This window comes from Branchiibius cervicis (genome assembly GCF_042661605.1).
GTDB lineage: Bacteria > Actinomycetota > Actinomycetes > Actinomycetales > Dermatophilaceae > Branchiibius > Branchiibius cervicis.
The window spans coordinates 1-16,640 of the sequence record NZ_JBHSWJ010000001.1; the positions used below are offsets into that span (position 1 = coordinate 1).

The 16,640-nt window shown below is 68.0% G+C and carries 15 protein-coding genes and 1 pseudogene; 6 read left to right on the forward strand and 10 right to left on the reverse strand.

Annotation, left to right across the window (positions count from 1 at the left end):
• On the forward strand, positions 1-850 hold an 850-nt coding region (locus ACFQBT_RS00005), incomplete at its 5' end, for a hypothetical protein (protein WP_377819807.1).
• On the opposite strand, the gene ACFQBT_RS00010 is transcribed toward ACFQBT_RS00005, so the two are convergent.
• The 6 genes from ACFQBT_RS00010 to ACFQBT_RS00035 form a co-directional block, all read right to left on the reverse strand.
• A complete protein-coding gene (locus tag ACFQBT_RS00010) occupies positions 786-2,456 on the reverse strand; it encodes a bifunctional aspartate transaminase/aspartate 4-decarboxylase (RefSeq protein ID WP_377819808.1) in 1,671 nt (556 codons plus the stop codon). The two genes, ACFQBT_RS00005 and ACFQBT_RS00010, sit on opposite strands and share 65 nt — an antisense overlap.
• 10 nt (positions 2,457-2,466) lie before the next feature.
• On the reverse strand, positions 2,467-3,192 hold the full coding sequence (locus ACFQBT_RS00015) for an aspartate-alanine antiporter-like transporter (protein ID WP_377819809.1): 726 nt from the start codon (positions 3,190-3,192) through the stop codon (positions 2,467-2,469).
• Positions 3,110-4,138, reverse strand: coding sequence for an aspartate-alanine antiporter-like transporter (locus tag ACFQBT_RS00020; RefSeq protein ID WP_377819810.1), 1,029 nt, complete (start codon positions 4,136-4,138; stop codon positions 3,110-3,112). The genes ACFQBT_RS00015 and ACFQBT_RS00020 overlap by 83 nt, the downstream gene beginning before the upstream one ends.
• Before the next feature lie 29 nt (positions 4,139-4,167).
• The gene (aspT, locus tag ACFQBT_RS00025) at positions 4,168-5,856 is read right to left on the reverse strand and encodes an aspartate-alanine antiporter (RefSeq protein ID WP_377819812.1); all 1,689 of its coding nucleotides are present in this window, start codon (positions 5,854-5,856) and stop codon (positions 4,168-4,170) included.
• Between the two features lie 84 nt (positions 5,857-5,940).
• Complete coding sequence (locus tag ACFQBT_RS00030) at positions 5,941-6,750, reverse strand: GNAT family N-acetyltransferase (RefSeq protein ID WP_377819813.1); 810 nt, start codon at positions 6,748-6,750, stop codon at positions 5,941-5,943.
• A gap of 126 nt (positions 6,751-6,876) precedes the next feature.
• Positions 6,877-8,904, reverse strand: coding sequence for a DUF2339 domain-containing protein (locus ACFQBT_RS00035; protein WP_377819814.1), 2,028 nt, complete (start codon positions 8,902-8,904; stop codon positions 6,877-6,879).
• 73 nt (positions 8,905-8,977) lie between these two features.
• Here ACFQBT_RS00035 and ACFQBT_RS00040 point away from each other — a divergent pair, with 73 nt between their 5' ends.
• The 3 genes from ACFQBT_RS00040 to ACFQBT_RS00050 are packed head-to-tail and all read left to right on the forward strand — an operon-like array spanning position 8,978 to position 10,891.
• A complete protein-coding gene (locus ACFQBT_RS00040) occupies positions 8,978-9,202 on the forward strand; it encodes a hypothetical protein (RefSeq protein ID WP_377819815.1) in 225 nt (74 codons plus the stop codon).
• Positions 9,145-9,639 (forward strand): hypothetical protein, encoded by a 495-nt coding sequence (locus tag ACFQBT_RS00045; protein ID WP_377819816.1) that lies wholly within the window; start codon positions 9,145-9,147, stop codon positions 9,637-9,639. Before ACFQBT_RS00040 ends, ACFQBT_RS00045 begins: the two co-directional genes overlap by 58 nt.
• Positions 9,640-9,664: 25 nt before the next feature.
• Complete coding sequence (locus ACFQBT_RS00050) at positions 9,665-10,891, forward strand: glycosyltransferase 87 family protein (protein WP_377819817.1); 1,227 nt, start codon at positions 9,665-9,667, stop codon at positions 10,889-10,891.
• On the opposite strand, the gene ACFQBT_RS00055 is transcribed toward ACFQBT_RS00050, so the two are convergent.
• Both ACFQBT_RS00055 and ACFQBT_RS00060 read right to left on the reverse strand, forming a co-directional pair.
• Entirely contained in the window at positions 10,782-12,890 is a 2,109-nt protein-coding gene (locus tag ACFQBT_RS00055; protein ID WP_377819818.1) for a hypothetical protein, read from the reverse strand. The two genes, ACFQBT_RS00050 and ACFQBT_RS00055, sit on opposite strands and share 110 nt — an antisense overlap.
• 18 nt (positions 12,891-12,908) lie before the next feature.
• On the reverse strand, positions 12,909-13,550 hold the full coding sequence (locus ACFQBT_RS00060) for a TMEM165/GDT1 family protein (protein WP_377819819.1): 642 nt from the start codon (positions 13,548-13,550) through the stop codon (positions 12,909-12,911).
• A 90-nt stretch (positions 13,551-13,640) separates the two neighbouring features.
• On the opposite strand from ACFQBT_RS00060, the pseudogene ACFQBT_RS00065 reads away from it, so the two are divergent.
• Positions 13,641-14,065: pseudogene (locus ACFQBT_RS00065) on the forward strand (DUF4446 family protein).
• Entirely contained in the window at positions 14,065-14,982 is a 918-nt protein-coding gene (pheA, locus tag ACFQBT_RS00070; RefSeq protein WP_377819820.1) for a prephenate dehydratase, read from the forward strand. The pseudogene ACFQBT_RS00065 and the gene pheA overlap by 1 nt, the downstream one beginning before the upstream one ends.
• Here pheA and ACFQBT_RS00075 read toward each other — a convergent pair.
• The gene (locus tag ACFQBT_RS00075) at positions 14,979-15,716 is read right to left on the reverse strand and encodes a class F sortase (RefSeq protein ID WP_377819821.1); all 738 of its coding nucleotides are present in this window, start codon (positions 15,714-15,716) and stop codon (positions 14,979-14,981) included. The two genes, pheA and ACFQBT_RS00075, sit on opposite strands and share 4 nt — an antisense overlap.
• A 57-nt stretch (positions 15,717-15,773) precedes the next feature.
• Positions 15,774-16,580: a diacylglycerol/lipid kinase family protein gene (locus ACFQBT_RS00080; protein ID WP_377819822.1), complete on the reverse strand. Its 807-nt coding sequence runs from the start codon at positions 16,578-16,580 to the stop codon at positions 15,774-15,776.
• Positions 16,581-16,640 lie beyond the last annotated feature (60 nt).

Consider the following 16,640-nt stretch of genomic DNA (forward strand, 5'->3'; position numbering starts at 1 on the left):
GGGCGCCCACGTTGATCTGATCGCCGGATTCTTCGTCGTGGCAGCGATTCTCGCCGCCCGTCGCTCGCCGTGGCTCGCCGGCGCTTTCGTCGGAGCAGCCTTCAGCACCAAGGTGACCTACGGCGTGGTCGGCCTCGCGCTGGCGTGGGCGTGGTGGCAGGTGGATCGGCGCAAGATCGGCGCTCGCGGCACCTGGATCCTGCCCGGGCGCCTGTGGTCGCTGCTCGGCGGGGCACTGCTGGTGATCGTGCCGTGTTACGTCGTAGCCGGTCCGCACGTGCTGCACCAACTCGGCGCGGCCGGTGGCTCGTTCTCCTACGCCTCGCCGTGGTCGTTGCCGATCCGGTTGCTGCGGGTGATCGGCCTGCCTGAATGGCTTGTCACCACGATCGTGTTCGTGCTTGCGGCGGCGGCGATGGTATTGCTCGCGATGGGGTTGTGGGCGGTGATCCGGCACTACGGCCTGGCCGATCGGATCCCCGATCCGCTGACCCGGTACGCCGTGGTGATGACGTTCGTGCTGTCGACGGCGTTCGCGTTCCTCGCGCCCTACACACTGCCGTGGTACGACGCGACAACCTGGCTGCTGTTGCCGCTGCTGATGTCGTTCGTGTGGGACCCGGTGTTCGTCGTACGCGCGGTGATCATGGCCCTGGCCTACGCGCCCGGCCGGGCCAGCGGGTTGGACCAGAGCACCGCCAACTGGACCCTTGGCTTCCGGGAGAACGTCGCGCCGTACCTGGGTTGGGTGATCGTCGCGGCGTTCGGGTGGTTGGGGTGGCGGTCTATTTCTTCCCGGTCTGATCCTTCGCCTTCGAGTCCTCCCAGTCCTGGGCGTATTCGTCCATGATCGTCTGCAGATGGTGGCCGATCTTGAGATAGTCCAGGTCATCGAGGTTGGCCAGGGACACCCGAACGGACCACTCCGGCCCGTCGAAACCGCCGCCGTTGAGCAGCACCACACCCGTCTTGGCCGACAGGCGGAACAGCGGATCGACCGGCTCGTAGTTGGCCTGCAGGAAGTCCACGAATTCCTGGCCCATCTTGAGCTGCGCCTCAGCGAGCAGGTCCAGTTCGATGTAATAGCCGGCGCGGTGCGGGTCGTCGTTCACGGTGAGCTGCACGCCCTCCAGAAGCAGGCCGAGGCGCTGCTGCACGATCTCCCGGACGCGGTACTTGTAGTCCTGACCCTCATCCAAGAGGTCGAAGATCGAGAACAGCACCATCATCATCTGCTGCGGCAGTGACAGACCGGCCGTGTGGTTCAGCGCGACCTGACGTGAGTCGGCGACCAGCCGGTCGATGAACTTGATCTTTTCCGGCTCCAGGGTCAAGGATCCGTACCGCTTGTTGAGGCGGTCTTTATCGGCCTGCGACTGGGCCGCGATCATCTCGTCGATGACGTTGTCGTCGTCCAGGCCGATGACGCCCAGCCGCCAGCCGGTCGCTCCGTAGTGCTTGGAGTAGGAGTAGACCAGCAGCGTGTTGCGCGGCAGATCGGCGGCGATGGAGTGGAACCCCTCGACGAACGTGCCGTAGACATCATCGGTGACGATGATCAGGTTGGGGTTGCTCGTCCCCACGATCTCGATGATCTGCCGCCGGGCCCGGTCGCCCAACTCCAGCGACGGCGGGTTGGAGGGGTTGACCATGCAGACCATCTTGATGTCGGGGTCGGCGAGTTTCGCGATCTCCTCCTCGGGGTACCGCCACTCGCGCACACCGGTCTCGGCGAACAGCGACGCCTCGACCCGCGTGACGTCGAAGCCGTACGTGTCCAGTTCGGGGATCTCGATGTACGGCGTGAAAACGGGTACCAGCAAAGCGATCTTGTCGCCGTGGTGCAGCAGGCCGTTCTTCATCAACGAGTCGAAGATGTAGCACATCGCGGCTGTGCCACCCTCGGTCGGAAACAGCTTGAGCGACTCGCCCGGGTTCTTGCCGGCGTACATTTCCTTGGCGAGGTAGGCGCGCAGGATGGTCTCGGTGTACTTCAGCACCCGGCCCGGCACCGGATAGTTGTCCGCGATCGAACTGTCGGTGAGTTCATGGACGAAGGCGTCAGCATCGAAACCGAAGGTGCTGATGGCGTAGTCGACGCTCCGCTTCAGCAGGTCGACGCCGGGTAGGTCGGGGTGTGTGTGCACGAAGGACTCGAACCGCTCGTGAGCTCCCGGTGCATCGGGCATTCCGCCCAGATTGTCGGCCGTCCAAACCCGGCGTGATTCAGCGATCGAGAAGTAGCCCAGGGCGTAGAAGGCTTCGCGCGGCCCGGTGGCAACCCAGTTGGGGTTGCCCCGACCTGCGTTGAGCATCTGCACGCTGGATTTGCCCTTCTGGCCGGGCTGGTCAGCCTGTGCCTCCTGAGCCAGTTCGATGAATTTGTTCTTGAGTTCGAAGGGGCTGAGCTGCGAAAGACGGTGAATCTCGGCCCGGGTGAAAGTCTGGGTGGTCATGGCGGGTCTCCTATCGGACGAGTCGTGTGTTCGGATCAGTGGTTGAGGATGACGATGACCGCCCCCAGATGGTCAGAAGGACATTGCTGATGGCGTAGGGGATCGTGTACCCCAGCGTGGGGATCTGCGATCGCGACGTCTCGTTGACCGCACCGATCGCTGCGGTAGTGGTCTGGCCGCCGGCGAGCACACCCATGAGGATCGGGAAGCGGATCTTTTGCACGTAGTGCCCGAACAAGAACCCCACGATCAACGGGATGACGGTGGCGATCGCTCCGAAGACCAGCAACCCCCAGCCGGCCTGCTTGAGACCGGACACGAAGGACGGACCGGCGTTCAAGCCCACGATGGCCACGAACACGCACAGTCCGAGGGTGTCCATCATCCATTGGGCGCCCGGCGGGACGTGACCGAACGTCGGGTATTTGCCGCGCAGCCAGCCGAAGACCAGACCCATGATGAGGGCGCCGCCGGAGGTGGACAGGGAGATCGGGACGCCGCCGACGGTCACCGCCAGGATGCCGAGGCAGCCGCCGAGGAACGTGCCCAGTCCGACCCACACCATGTCGGTGGCGAAGCTCGTAGGGACGGGTACGCCGATGGCTCTGGCCGCCGGGTCGACGAGGCGTTTGGGACCGGTCAGGATGAGCGTGTCACCGCGCTCGACCTTGGTGGCCAGCACGTACGGGTATTCCGACCCGGCCCGATAGAGCTTGTCGATGTAAACCCCGACCATGAACGGCTGCTGGCGTAGTTCGGAGATCGTGCGGCCCAGCTCGTGGTCGTTGGACGCGACGACGCGCATCGTCTCGCTGAGGTAGCCCAGCAGGGTGACGTCGTCGGTTTCCGGTCCGATATTGGTGCGGGCGTCGAAGTCCACCAGGTCGTGGCGCAGGGCGCTGACCGCGACGACGTCCCCGCTGCAGGACGGTGTCCTGGGTGTGGTGGATGATGGTCCCGCCGCGACGGACCCGCGTGATGTAGATCCGCCGTCCGTGCTGCTTCTGATCCTGCTCGAACTGGTCGATGGTCTTGCCGACGAGCTCGTCGTGATCCACGGTGTAGGCCCGAAGTACCGATTCCTCGTATGCGTTGCGGGTGTCAGGGTCGTCGTCGGGTGTGTCGAGTTCCTTTGACAGTTCTGCCGATTCGGCCGCGAGGTCGCAGTGGTAGAGCTTGGGCAGCACGTTGGCCAGCAGGACTGCGCACAAGATGGTGCCCAGCGGGTAGCACACGGCGTACCCGACGGCGACCAGGTTCTGCTGCTGCTGCACCTGCGCTGCGCTCAGGCCGGGCAGGTTGGCGATGGCATCGCTCGCGGTTCCGATGGCGGCCGACTGGGTGAGGGCGCCGGACAACAACCCGGCGCTCAGGCCCGGCCCGTAGCCGAGCATGGACGCGAACAGCCAACAGACCAGCAGGCCGGTGACGGCCACGATCACGGCATTGAGGACCTGAGGTAGGCCGTCCTTTCTCAGTCCCCGGAAGAACTGCGGGCCCACCTTGTAGCCGAGCGCGAACAGGAAGAGGGTGAAGAACAGGTTCTTGACCGTGCCGTCGATCTGCACCTTGACCTGTGCTCCGATGACCAGGCCGGCCACCAGGCATCCGGTGACGGCGCCCAGCGCGATGGAGCGGTAGTGCAGTTTGCCGGCGAAGAATGGCCGATCAGGAAGGTCCACACCTGGTGTACCTCCGGTCTCGACTCGGGTTACTTCGCCGCGACGAGCATCGCGACAAGGATCGGACCGGTGAGCGGGAGTAAGAAGTTGGAGAGCGCGTAGGTGATCGTGTAGCCCAGCATCGGCACGGAGCTGTCCGCGGTCTGGGTCAAAGAGGTGATGGCCGGGGTCGAGCACTGCTGGCCGGCGATGGCACCCAGCAGGATCGGGTCCTGGATCTTCAGGAGTCGGCGGCCCACGATCAACGAGATGGTGGCCGGGATGAGCACCATGCCGATCCCGGCGAGCGGTAGGAGCAGGCCGTGCTGTTTGAGCATGGGGAGGGCTTCGGGGCCGGCGGCGAGGCCGGTGCACGCGATGAAGATCGACAGACCCAGATCTTTCAGTGTGGTGGCCGCCTGGGGTGGGTAGGCGCCGATCACCTGGGTGCGCGATCGGAACCACCCGAAGATCAGCCCGGAGACCAGGCAGCCGCCGCCGGTGCCCAGCGACAGCGGCACGTCTCCGAGCTTGACCGACAACTGGCCGATCAACGAGCCGACGACGATGCCGAGACCCAGGTAGATGTAGTCGGTGGCATTGCTGGTGACCGTGACACCGATCTTCTTGATCAGCCGGTCGATCGCGGCGCGGGCACCGACGAGCGTGACGATGTCGCCGCGTCGAAGCACCGTGGCCGGCGTGACCGGAAGGTGTTGATCGGTGGAGCGGATCAACTCGGTGACGTAGACGCCGGAGCCGCGCAACGCGCCGTACTCGTCCTGCATCTGCTCCAGGGTCTTGCCGTCGACCTCCTTCTGCGTCAGCGTCACCTGTTTGGTGGCCACCCGGCTCTGGGATTCCGGGTCTCCGGCCACCTCCGGACCGATGACCGAGTCCGCCTTGATCTCCGCGGTGCGTTCGCCGACGAGCAGAAGTGTGTCACCCGATTGCAGCACCAGGTCGGAGTCGACGGTGAGGTCGGGCGCCCCGACACGACGTACCGACTCGACCGAGACGTCATCGTTCAGATCGGACTCGATGGCCGCGACGGTTTTGCCTGCGGCTTGGGACACCTGGAAGGTGCGTCCCACCAGAGCGGGGGCGGCGACCACCTCACCGGAGGCGATGGCGTCGCTCGAGCCGCGCATCGATCGAGCGATCTTGGCGCACTCGTCACGAAGGTTGATCCGCAGCAGCAGTGGATAGATCTGGCTGGTCAGCAGCACGATGGTGATCAGGCCGAAGAAGTAGCAGACGGTATAACCGGTGGCCACGTTGTTCTGGTACTGGGTGATCTGTTGGGAACTCAGACCCGGGACGTTGCCGATGGCCTCTGTGGCCGTGCCGACGACAGCGGACTCGGTCGCTGCGCCTGCGAGAATGCCGGAGGCCGTGCCCAGGTCGAGTTTGAAGGCCTTGGCGAGGAAGAAGGCGATGGCCAGCACGCTGACCATCTCGATGAGGCACAAAACCAGGAAGCGCAGGCTGCGCTTGTTCAGGTTGGCGAAGAACTGCGGGCCGGCCATGTAACCCAACGAGAAGATGAACAGGGCGAAGAAGACGACCTTCACGTCGTTGTCGACCTTGACGTGCTGGGTCCCGATCAGCAGCGCGACGATGAGCGTCCCGCAGATGCCGCCGAGCTTGATCGGGCCGAGGTGCAGCTTGCCGACGAGGTAGCCGCCCGCGATGCATAGGAAAATGGCCAGTTCGGCATGGTCCCGGAGTAACGACATATGCCTGCCCCGATCCGCTCATCATTGCTGTGACCTGCGGTTACCTGTGGCAAGCTACGCCCGGCTCACATCGACCGGCGACCTTCAATCACCCATACGGGTGAGTGGTGAACTGTGCACGTACGGCGTGGTCTCGGCGACGTGTTGCAGCCCCAGTTTGGTCAGGATGGGCCGGGAGTCCGGTGAGGTGTCCAGGCGCATGTAGCGGTAGCCACGGTCGATCGCACGTTGCGCCCGCCAGGTGACCGTCGAGCGGTAGATACCCTTCCGCCGCCACCGGGGCAGCGTCGAACCGCCCCACATGGACGCGAAGTCGGTGCCCGGGGAGTACCGGCACCAGGCGGCGCAGAGGACCGGAGTCTCGCGGTCCTGCTCGACGAGGACGACGTCGAGGCTGGTCGGGTCGGCCTCCTTCTCGCGGCGCAGCTCCTCGGTCATGTCGCCATCGCGCGGACCCCAGATGGTCTGCATCAACTCGTGGATGCGGTGGTAATCCTGCGGCGAATCCGCCTCTCGCAGAGTCACACCCGCGGGGAGCGCCACCCCGTGCACAAGAGCAGCGGATTCGCCGAGCAGCAGCGCTTCGTCATCCTCCTTCTGAAAACCATTGCTTTGCAGGCGGTTTCCCAGATCAGCCGGCTCGTCGTAGGAGTACGTCTTCCACTCCACGCGCTCCCCGCGAGCGGTGAAGAACGCTGCCGTCCGGGCGATCCAGTGATCCGGATCGTCACCGAGCCCTTCGGGTGACTCGACCATGGCGTACGACGCCCCCGGCGTGACCGGGTAGCGGCGCCGGACCGGTCCGTCCAGGTCCCGGACGATCCCCGGCCCGCCCTCTGACTCGCGGTTCGCCAGACGGATCTGCTGGTGGAACTGCTGCAGCAACGAATTCACGTGGCCACCTTGTCAGAGGGCTGCCGTGGTGCACGACCAGATTTTCGGCTCTGTCGTCACACATCGTGATGCGGGGGCTGCTGGGGGCAGCGACTTGTGGCGATGTCGTCACACATCGGGCAGAAGTCACGCGGTGGTCAGCGGATCGCGGGTGGCCAGAACTGCTGCGAACGGGAACGCGATCAGTGCCGCGATGGCTGGGATTCCGACCCCGGAATCGTTGATACACATAGCTATTGCGCACATCACCAGGACGCCGATCGCAGTCTCCCGCAGGAACGGCACCTCCTCAGCGCCGACCCGGGTGTCGGCCGCGACCTCCAGCGGCTCGGAAAGACCCACGGCGTCGCCCAGTCGCCGGGCCCACGACCACCCGGGCTGGTTGGGCCGGCCCGCCAGCCACACGACGTACCCGCAGAAGATCAACGCCAACGGGATCAACGGACTGACCGGAGTCGCCACCAGCAGGCGCAGGTTCGCCCCCAGTTTCTCCCCGACGATGCCGCCGGAGCCGTCGAAGAGACCGGCGAAGAAGCGGCCGAGATAGCTGCGTGACGACGCCGGCCGCAACGCGTCGATGACTCCCGCGATCACCGCCAGCAGGACCGCGACGCCCACGATCAGTGCTAGTCGTCGCCAGGACAGCGAGCGGCCCAACGACAGGACCACCATGATGCCGCCGGCAATGAGCAGGGGCGGCGGCCCACCGAAATCGGCGCCCCACATCGGGGCGGCCAGGACCAGCACCGCTGCGCCGCAGAGCAATCCGATGGTCCAGGCACCGAGGCGGCGTTCGTCGACCGCGATCAACCGGCCGCCGAGCAGCCCCGCGAGCAGCAGCACGGCGGTCGCGAAGATGGCGTACCCGGCGTTGCCCATCCCGTAGTAACGGCCGCCGTACTCCGGCTGCAGGCCCAGCATCGCCGGCAGTTGCAGCGACGAGCCGTGCATGACGTCCAGCGCCAGTACCGCCGACGAGACCGCACCCACTGTCACCCACGGCGAGCCGATCCAGCGCCGCCACGGTCCCGCGTAGGCGATCGCCACGATGACCCCGGCCCAGAGCAGTGAGAGCACCACGAGCCACAGTGCCGGCGCCGGCCACCGCGACCAGGGCAGCAACCCGGCCAGGAAGGTGCCGATAGGGACGGCGGCGAGAAACGCCAGTGCGGGCCGGGTCCAGCGGGGGCGGCTGCGCACAACCATCGCGAGCAACCCGACGAAGAGCACGGCCCACGCGAGCCAGAACCACACCAGGACGGCGTGATTCACCGAGACCGCCCGGGCCAGGGCGGCGTTGTTCGCGGTCGCGGTCACGGCGTTTTGCGGGGTGGGGACCACCTGCAGCGGCGAACCGTGCACGCCAGCCGGCGGCGAGGACGCGCCCAGCGTCTGCAGCATCGTCGCCGTGAGATCGGCCGTCTGGATCAGGGCCGGTTGCTTGGTCGAAGCTGAGCGCAGCACCCCGGCCGGGACCCCAGTGCCCAGGGCGTAGGCCAACCGCAGACCTGCGTCGTCGGACGACCCGTCGGACAGGCCCGTCACGATCAGCGTCGCCGTGGCGGGCAGTTTCCCCACGATGGTGTTGAGCTCGGTGGCCGATGCTGTCACCAACGTGACTGCACAGGTCGTGAACGATGCCGTCGCGAGCGAGGCCGCGTAATGGGACACGCGACCGGTCGAATCCGCCGCGGCCAGAGCCGCATCCGGTCCGACTGCTTCGATGCAGCGACCGTGCCGGGTCGCGGTTGCGCCGAGCAGGCCGATGCCGGAGTCCGCGGATCGCCACTGCGCCCAGGACGGCCAGGTCGCGGTGCCCCCGCTCACGACCGGGGCCGGCGCAGCGCACCCGGCCGCGTCGACGCCGTGTCCGGCCCCGAGCGTGAGCCAGGCACTCGGCGTACACGCGGTGGATCCCACGGTGTGCACGACCTGGTTGGCGGTCGCGCCGTAGTCGAGCACCTGCCACAGGTCGGGGGTGCGGGTGGCGGAGACGTCGGTCCAGGCCAGTCCGGGTACGGCGACCAGCACCACCGAGCCGCTCGTCGCCACCGGCTTCGGGTCGGGCTGGGCGGTCACGAGCCCGGTCATGCCGTACGCGACGGCGAACAACGCGGCGATCGACACGACCGCGATCACCCAACGCCGCACCACGGCCCGAGACTAATCGACCGAGGCTGTGGATAACTTCTGCGGTCGATGAGTCGGCGCCGATACCGTCCCGGCCATGGAGACGCGAAAGGTGCGCCGCGGACTGGCGGTCGCAGCGGTAGGGCTGACGTTGTCGGGCTGCAGTACGACGGTCTCGGTGCCCGGGGCGTCGACCACGCGTAGCTCGACGCCCCCGAAGGGCACGGTCGAGGACTACACGCTGCAGATGGCCCTGCCGGCGCAATGGGGGCCGTCCTGCGCAAGGACGTCGCCCGGGCCCAGCAGGACCTGGTCCATATGAGCGTGTGGCTGGTCGGCGGCCAGGGAGAGCAGCCGGCCGACCTGACCGTGACCCACGAGATCGATACGGCGCCGCGGGCCGGCACGGATGTCTCAGCCGCGCGTGAACGTGCGCTGATCGGCGAAGGGATCCTGCAGTACAACGTCGACCCCACCAACATCTGGGACTTCACCCAGGGCCGGGGACATAGCTGTTTCTCCGATTTCACCCCGAAGGTGCCGGTCACGCGCTGGGAGCAGCACGGCCTCATCGGGTTGCAACTGCAGTGGACGTGCGTCGCGCAGGTGCCGGTGCGGGCTTGGGCCGTGATCGCGTTCGATCCGGCCGGGGTAAAGCACCGCATCACCATCACCGCCACACCGGCCTACTGGGCCGCGCACCAGGGGCAGATCGACACGGTTCGAGCGTCCTTGACGGCTACGGCCGCGCCGCCGTGATCCGGGGACAGGGCAGAATGCCGGGGTGACCGTTGCCGCCCGCCCGTCCCGTTGGATCTGGGCGGCAGCCATCCTTGTCGCGTTGATCCGTCCGTACATGCTGATCAACCACTTCGTGGTACAGACCCCGCCGACCCGGTGGCTGGTCGACCTCGAGGTGTACCGCAACGCCGGCATCTCCAACCTCATCGGCCGGCCCGTCTACGCGGCCGTGACCGCGCCGCCGCAACTGCTGCCCTTCACCTACCCGCCGATCGCGTCCATCTTCGCCATCCTGCTGGCTCTCATCCCCTTCGGGCTGGCCGGATGGTTGTGGACGCTGGCCCAGTTCGCCGTACTCGCGGCCCTGGTGTGGTGGCTCTTCCGGGAGCCGGCCCAGCGCTGCGGCCGGTGGTGGCCGCTTGCGCTCGCCGGGATCTGGACCGCGGTGGGCTGCCTCCAGCCGGTCGGCGACGGCATCAGATTCGGTCAGGTGGACATCTTCCTCATGGCGCTGGTGCTCTTCGATCTGGGTGAGCGCAGCGGCCGGATCCCGCGCGGTGTCCTGATCGGGCTGGCTACCTCGATCAAGCTCACCCCCGGCATCTTCATCGTTCACCTCCTGGTGACCCGGCAGTGGCGCGCCGCCGCCACCGCCGCCGCAAGCGCGGCCGGCTTCACGCTGGCCGCATTCTTGTTGTTGCCGAACGCCAGTTTTGCGTTCTGGGGCGGCGCCCTACAGGACCCCGACCGACTGGGCCTGAACGACGGCACGTCCAACCAGGCGTTGCGGGGGATCCTGCTACGAGCGCACTGGGACTCCAGTGCTCTGTGGCTGGTCCTGGTGCTGATCGTCATGGTCGTCGGACTGGGTATCGCCCGACGCGCGCACCGCCGCGGGTGGTTCTGGCACGAGGCGGCCGCCGTGGGCATCGTGGGGGTTCTCATCTCGCCGGTGTCGTGGATCCACCACTTCGTGTGGGTGGTGGTGGCGCTCGCAGCGCTGTTGCAGGTCCGCAAACTCCTGGCCGCCGCGATTGTCTGGGCGCTGTTCACGATGCCGCTGCCGTGGTGGGGTCAGTGGCGACTGCAGCAGGGTCTGGACTTCCCGGCCTCCTCCAGCGGCAATCCCGGCTGGCAACTGCTCAACGACAGTTACGGCCTTATCTCAGTGCTGCTACTCGGCGTTCTGGCGTGGTCGCTCCCGGCGGTACGTCGTCGAGCCGCCAGGCCGGACTCGCCGCGAGAAGCACCGTCAGCGGTATTGCCATGAGCAGTCCCGCTGGCGGGATGGCGGTCCCGGAGTCGTTGCTGACGAAGCCGATCAACCAGCAGACCGCCGCGGCCGCCAGACCCCGGTCGTAGAACGTCACCTGCTCGAACAACGGGCGCAACGGGCGGCCCAGTCGGGAGTTGGGCAAGCCCAGCGCGATGATTGCCAGCACCAGCAGCACCGGCACCAGCAGGTTGACCGGGGACGAGACCAGCATCGTCCAGTTCGCCTGCCAGATCCGGGCCAGCGGACCGGCGGAGCCGTCGTGGATCACCCCGGCCATGAAATCGCCCAGGTGGGTGCGGTTCTGCGCGGGCCGGAGGTAGTCCAGGAAGGCGAGCCCGAGAACGAACGCCCCGCTGACCACCAGGATCAGCAGGATCCGCCGCCAGGTCACCCGTCGCCCGGCGGCGTTCAGCGCCAGGTAGGCGAACGCGGGGATCAGGGCCGCCGTACCGCCGCCGTCCGCGCCCCATCCCGGGTAGCCGTCGACGACCACGACGGCCGCACCGATCAACAGGACGGTCAGAACCGCCAGCGGCCGGGCCCCGCGGTCCAGTAATGCGCCGGCCAGCGAGGCCGCGACCAACAACCCGCAGGTTGCATAGAACGCGTAGGAAACGTTGCCCATGCCGTAGAACCGGCCGCCGTACACCGGCTGCAGACCCGTGAGCGAGGTCAGCTGCAGCGCCGAGCCGTGGACGACGTCCAATCCGAGTACGACGAGGGTGAAGGCCCCGAGGAAGACCGTCGGTCCGCGTCGGTAGCGCCCCCAGGGTCCGAGCAAGGCGGCTGCCGCGATGAACACCGCTCCGGCGAAGGTGAAGATACCCAGCACCACCCGGGGCTGGTCGGCGCGCCACCAGGGCAGGAAGCCGACGAGCAAGGTGGCCACCGGCGTCGCCGCGACGACCGCCGCGGTACCGGCGAAGTAGCGTCGCAAGCCCCGGCTGAATCCGGTCCGGCTCAGCCACCACCACACCCCACCGATGGCGCAGGCGATCGCGGTCCCGCCGAGGTAGCACACGAAGAACGGCAGCACGAACGCGTGCTCGATCTGCAGCGCCGTGGTGAACTGCGTGACCCGGACCACCGGCGCCGTGGGGCTGCCGGTGGGCTGCACGACGGGCGCGCGACCCTCGGGCAGGGTGGGAGCGGCCGACCCGATGCGCGACAGGGTCAGCGCTGACAGGTCGGTGGTCTGCAGCAGCCCCACCTGTCGGGTGGAGGCGGAGGTGGCCAGGCCGTGCCGCACGCGCGGGCCGATGATGGCCACGGCGCGCAGGGACTCGGGTGTGGTGTCGTCGGCGGCCCCGGTGACCACGAGCGTCGTCTTCGCCGGCAACCGGGCCAGGAGTTGCGACAGGTAGCGGTCGTCGGGTCCGTCCAGGCCGATCAAGGTCACCGGACAGGTCGTGAGCGACACGTCGTCGACGCTGCGCTGGTAGTGCGCGATCCGGCCGGTCCGGTCGGCCGCCCCGAGAGCGACGTACTTGCCGGCGGCCATGAGGCACTGCCCGTGGGCTTCCAACGACGAGGCGACCAGCCCCAGATCGGTGGTGGTGCCGGCGCCGGGTGCTGAGGCGCGCCACGTGGCCCAATCCGGGTAGTAGGCGCCCTCGCCGTCCTGCACCGGCTGCAACTCGGGACTGCAGGTGCCCGGTCGAGCGCCGGTGGGCGTTTCACCGACCGGCTGGCCGATGGTCGTGCGCGATCCGGCGCCGAAGGTCAACCAGGACTGGTTGCTGCAACTGTGCGCCGTCAGGTTGCGGGTGGTCAGGGCGGCGACCGCGCCGGTGCGGGCCATCGCCCACAGCGCCGGCGTCGTATGCGAATTCGCGCCGTCGAAGGTCAGGGTGGGCATCGACACGATGACCAACCGGCCCGGCTGCTTGATCGTCTGGACCGCGGGCCGGGCCGACAACGCGCTGATCGCGGCCGACGCCGCACTGATCCCGAGCACGACGACGGCCACCGCAAGAAGCCAGCGCCGGATCACCCCGCAAGGTTAAGCGGCTCAGATAGGTAGCCAGGACGGCAGCGAGACCCCGAAGAGTCCCAACGCGAGCAGGACCGCGAACAGTGCGCAGACCAAACCGCCGACGAGCCGGATGATCGACAGGGGTACGTGGTCGAGCAGTTTGCGGCCCAGCAGCACCGCCAGCCCCGACACCGCGGCCAGCGCCAGGAACGCGCCGACACCCACACTGAGCGCGACACCCAGGCCGCCGCCGCTCTTGGCCACGAAACCGGCGGTCGCCAACTGGGACAGGTCGCCCCATTCCGCCAGGAAGAGGATCAGGAACGACGCGGTCACCGCGTGGAAACCGGACGCGGGCCGGGTCGTCTTCTGCTCGAACTCCTCCTCGGTCTCGGCCTCTTCGGCGGAGGCGTCCTTGGCACTGCGGATCAGCAGGACCGCGGCGATCGCGAACAGCACCATCACCACGGCATGCACCGGCTTCTCCGGCAACCGGCCGATCAGGCCGCCGAACGCGACCGCGACCACCGTCTGCACGAGGAAGGCCGCGCACACCCCGATCCAGACCAGGATCGGCCGGTAGCGGGTGGCCAGGACCAGGGTCGCGATGAACGTCTTGTCCGGCAGTTCGACCAGGAAGATGGTCACGAAGACGGTGACCATCAGCCCGATATCCATGACCCGCGAAGTCTACCTACGCCGTACCCTCGATCCGTGCAAACCGCCCTGCTCGCGCTGGCCCTCACCCTCGCCGTGCTGGCGCTGCTGGTGGCGGCGGCCGCGCTGTTGCGGTTGCGCGCGATCCAGCGGCAGTTCACGGCGTTGTGGCCCCCGGACCAGCGACGTGACGCGCTCGCGGTGCTCACCCGCCAGGCCGATCGCAGTACGGCGATCGAGCGGCACCTGGGCGCCCTCGCCGCGCGTGTCGACGGGCTCACACCGCACGTGGCCGCCGCCCTGCGGCACGTCGCGGTCGTGCGGTACGACGCGTTCGGCGATTCCGGGGGCAGCTATCGTTCTCGGCGGCGCTGCTGGACGACTCCGGCGACGGACTGGTCATCACCTCGATCCACGCCCGCGACGAGTCGCGCACCTACGCCAAGGGTGTGCTCTCCGGGCGCTCCGAGGTGAAGCTCACCCCCGAGGAGCAGCAGGCCATTGCCGCCGCCCGCACCAACCGGAAGGACGCCTGATGCGCTACGGATACTTCGGTCCCGAGGGCACGTTCACCCAGGCGGCTCTGCTGTCCTGGCGGCCGGCGCAGGGCGCCGAGCACGTGCCCTTCGCCACCGTCGACGCCGCGTTGCGCGCGGTGCAGTCCGGCGACGTCGACTCCGCGATGGTGCCGATCGAGAACTCCATCGAGGGCGGTGTCCCGGCCACCATCGACGCCCTCAACGCACTGCAACTGGTGATCGTCGGGGAAGTCCTCGTGCCCATCACCTTCGTGCTGGTCGCGCCGTCCGGTACGACGCTCGCGGACATCCGCACGATCGGCACCCACTCGCACGCCTGGGCACAGGTGCGCGGCTGGGCGGCAGCGAACACTCCCGGCGCGACGTACGTGCCGGCGCTGTCAACTGCCGCCGGGCCCCAGGCACTCGAGGCGGCGCTCGCGGCCGGTGAGCCCGCGCCGTACGACGCAGCCGTCTGCGCTCCGGTCGCCGCCGGCGGCCTCGAGGTGCTCGCGGAGGACATCGGCGACAACAAGTCGGCGGTGACGCGGTTCGTGCTGGTGGCGCGGCCCGGTTGGCTGCCGACACCGACCGGCTTCGACAAGACCACGCTTGTGCTCTACCAGCACTCCGACCGGGCCGGGGGCCTGCTGGAGTTGTTGGAGCAGTTCGCGACCCGCGGAATCAACCTGACCCGATTGGAGTCGCGGCCGACCGGTGCGGCGATGGGTAGCTACTGTTTTTCGATCGATCTGGAGGGGCATCTGCGCGACGAACGGGTCGCGGACGCCCTTCTCGGACTGCGGCGGACCGCCGCGGACGTGCGTTTCCTGGGTTCGTACCCGCGGGCCGATCTGCGAGCTGCCACCGTTGAACCAGCCGCCACCGACGCAGCCTTCGCCGATGCGCGGGAATGGCTGCGGTCGCTGGGTTAGGAGGCGGCCGGTTCGGCCCAGACCAGGTAGTTGTTCAGGTGGTGCTGACCGATGAGCGGGCTGTTCTTGTCGCAGGTGATGAGCACCAGGACCGGTGACGAACTGCCGCCCCACACCTGCTGGTCGGTCGTGACCTTCGTCTTCAGCTCGGATCGTTTGTCGGTGACCGTGTAGGTCAGGTGGCGCCCGTCGGTGCAGGTGATGTCCACGGGTGCACCGGTGCGCACCCGGTCCAGGTCGTAGAACTCATCCGGGCCGTCGTAGGTCACGTGGCCGGCGATGACCGTGCGACCGCTGGTGCCCAACTGGGCCGATTTGTCGTACCACATGGTCGTTTTCGGCGGCGGGTAGATCTGCCCCTGGGCGTTGGTGCCCATCGCCACGACCTGCTCGCCGTCGATGCCGACACTGCTGACGGACAACCGCGCGGGCACGCAGCCGTTGCCGACCGGCATCACGGAGGTCGGCGTGCTGTACCCGGTGGGGTTCGGCAGGACGCTGCCGGCTGTAGCCGTCGAACCCGTGCTCGTGCTCGGGGAATGACCGGTCGTGGCGCTGCCGGCGGAGGAGGTGGCGGTGGTCGAGGTGCTGGTCGGTGCGGAACTGCTCGTCGCGGCGGTGCCGGTGGTGCCGCTCGGCGTACCCGATGAGGAGTTCGAAGCCCCGCCACCGCACGCGCTGAGCGTGAGTGCGGCCGCGGCCAGGACGGCGGGGGCGAGCAGGCGGCGAGTCATGCTCAGAGTGTGCCTGGTGAACCTGGCCGCTCCGACGCCGCCCGGGCCGGCGGCGGATCAGCCGCGGACGCTCAGCGCGCTGGGCAGCACTTCGAGGCGTACGCCGATCGCACTGCCCAGGTGGTCGCCGTCGATCTCGATGGGGGTCGGCGTACCGGCTCGCAGGTCGACGGCTTCGGCGACCCGGCGTTCCACCGCGTGGGTCGAGCGTTTGGAGCGGCTCAAAATGCTGGTGACGACTTTCGGCCAGCCGAGGGCACCGCCGGCGCGGATTATGACGGCGTCCAGCTCACCGTCGTCGAAGCGGGCACCGGGCATCAGTTGCACCCCGCCGGTGAGGAGTCCGCACGAGCCCACGATGACGGTGGTGACCTCGGTGTCGACCGGTTGATCGGCATCGAAGGTGACGGTCATCGGGATGTGGTTGTGCCGAATGTGCCGCAGCCCGTTGACCGGATAGGCCAGCCAGCTCAGCCTGGCCTTCAGGGCCTCGGGGGTGCCGCCGAGGATGTCTGCATCGAGGCCGAATCCGGCCATCACCAGGCCGTATTCGGGTTCGCTCCACCCACCGGAGCCGTCGCGGTCGATGGTGATCCGCATGACATCGATGGGCCGGGGAGTGCCGGTGAGCGCGGCCACCAAGCCGTCCTGGAACCGCCGGTGCGGCAGCTTCATGTTGCGGGCCAGCAGATTCCCGGTACCGGCACTGAGCAGTCCCAACGGGACCCCGCTGCCCAGAGCACCACTGGCCACCGCGCGGACGGTCCCGTCCCCGCCGTACGGGCAGACCAGATCGGCACCGTGCTCGATGGCCTGGATCGTTTGACCGCGCCCGGTGTCCTTCGCGGTGGTCTCGAACCACATGGGTTCCCCCACCCGTGGCGCTCGAAAACGCCGCGGGCCTGCGATCGCAGGGTGGCGGCG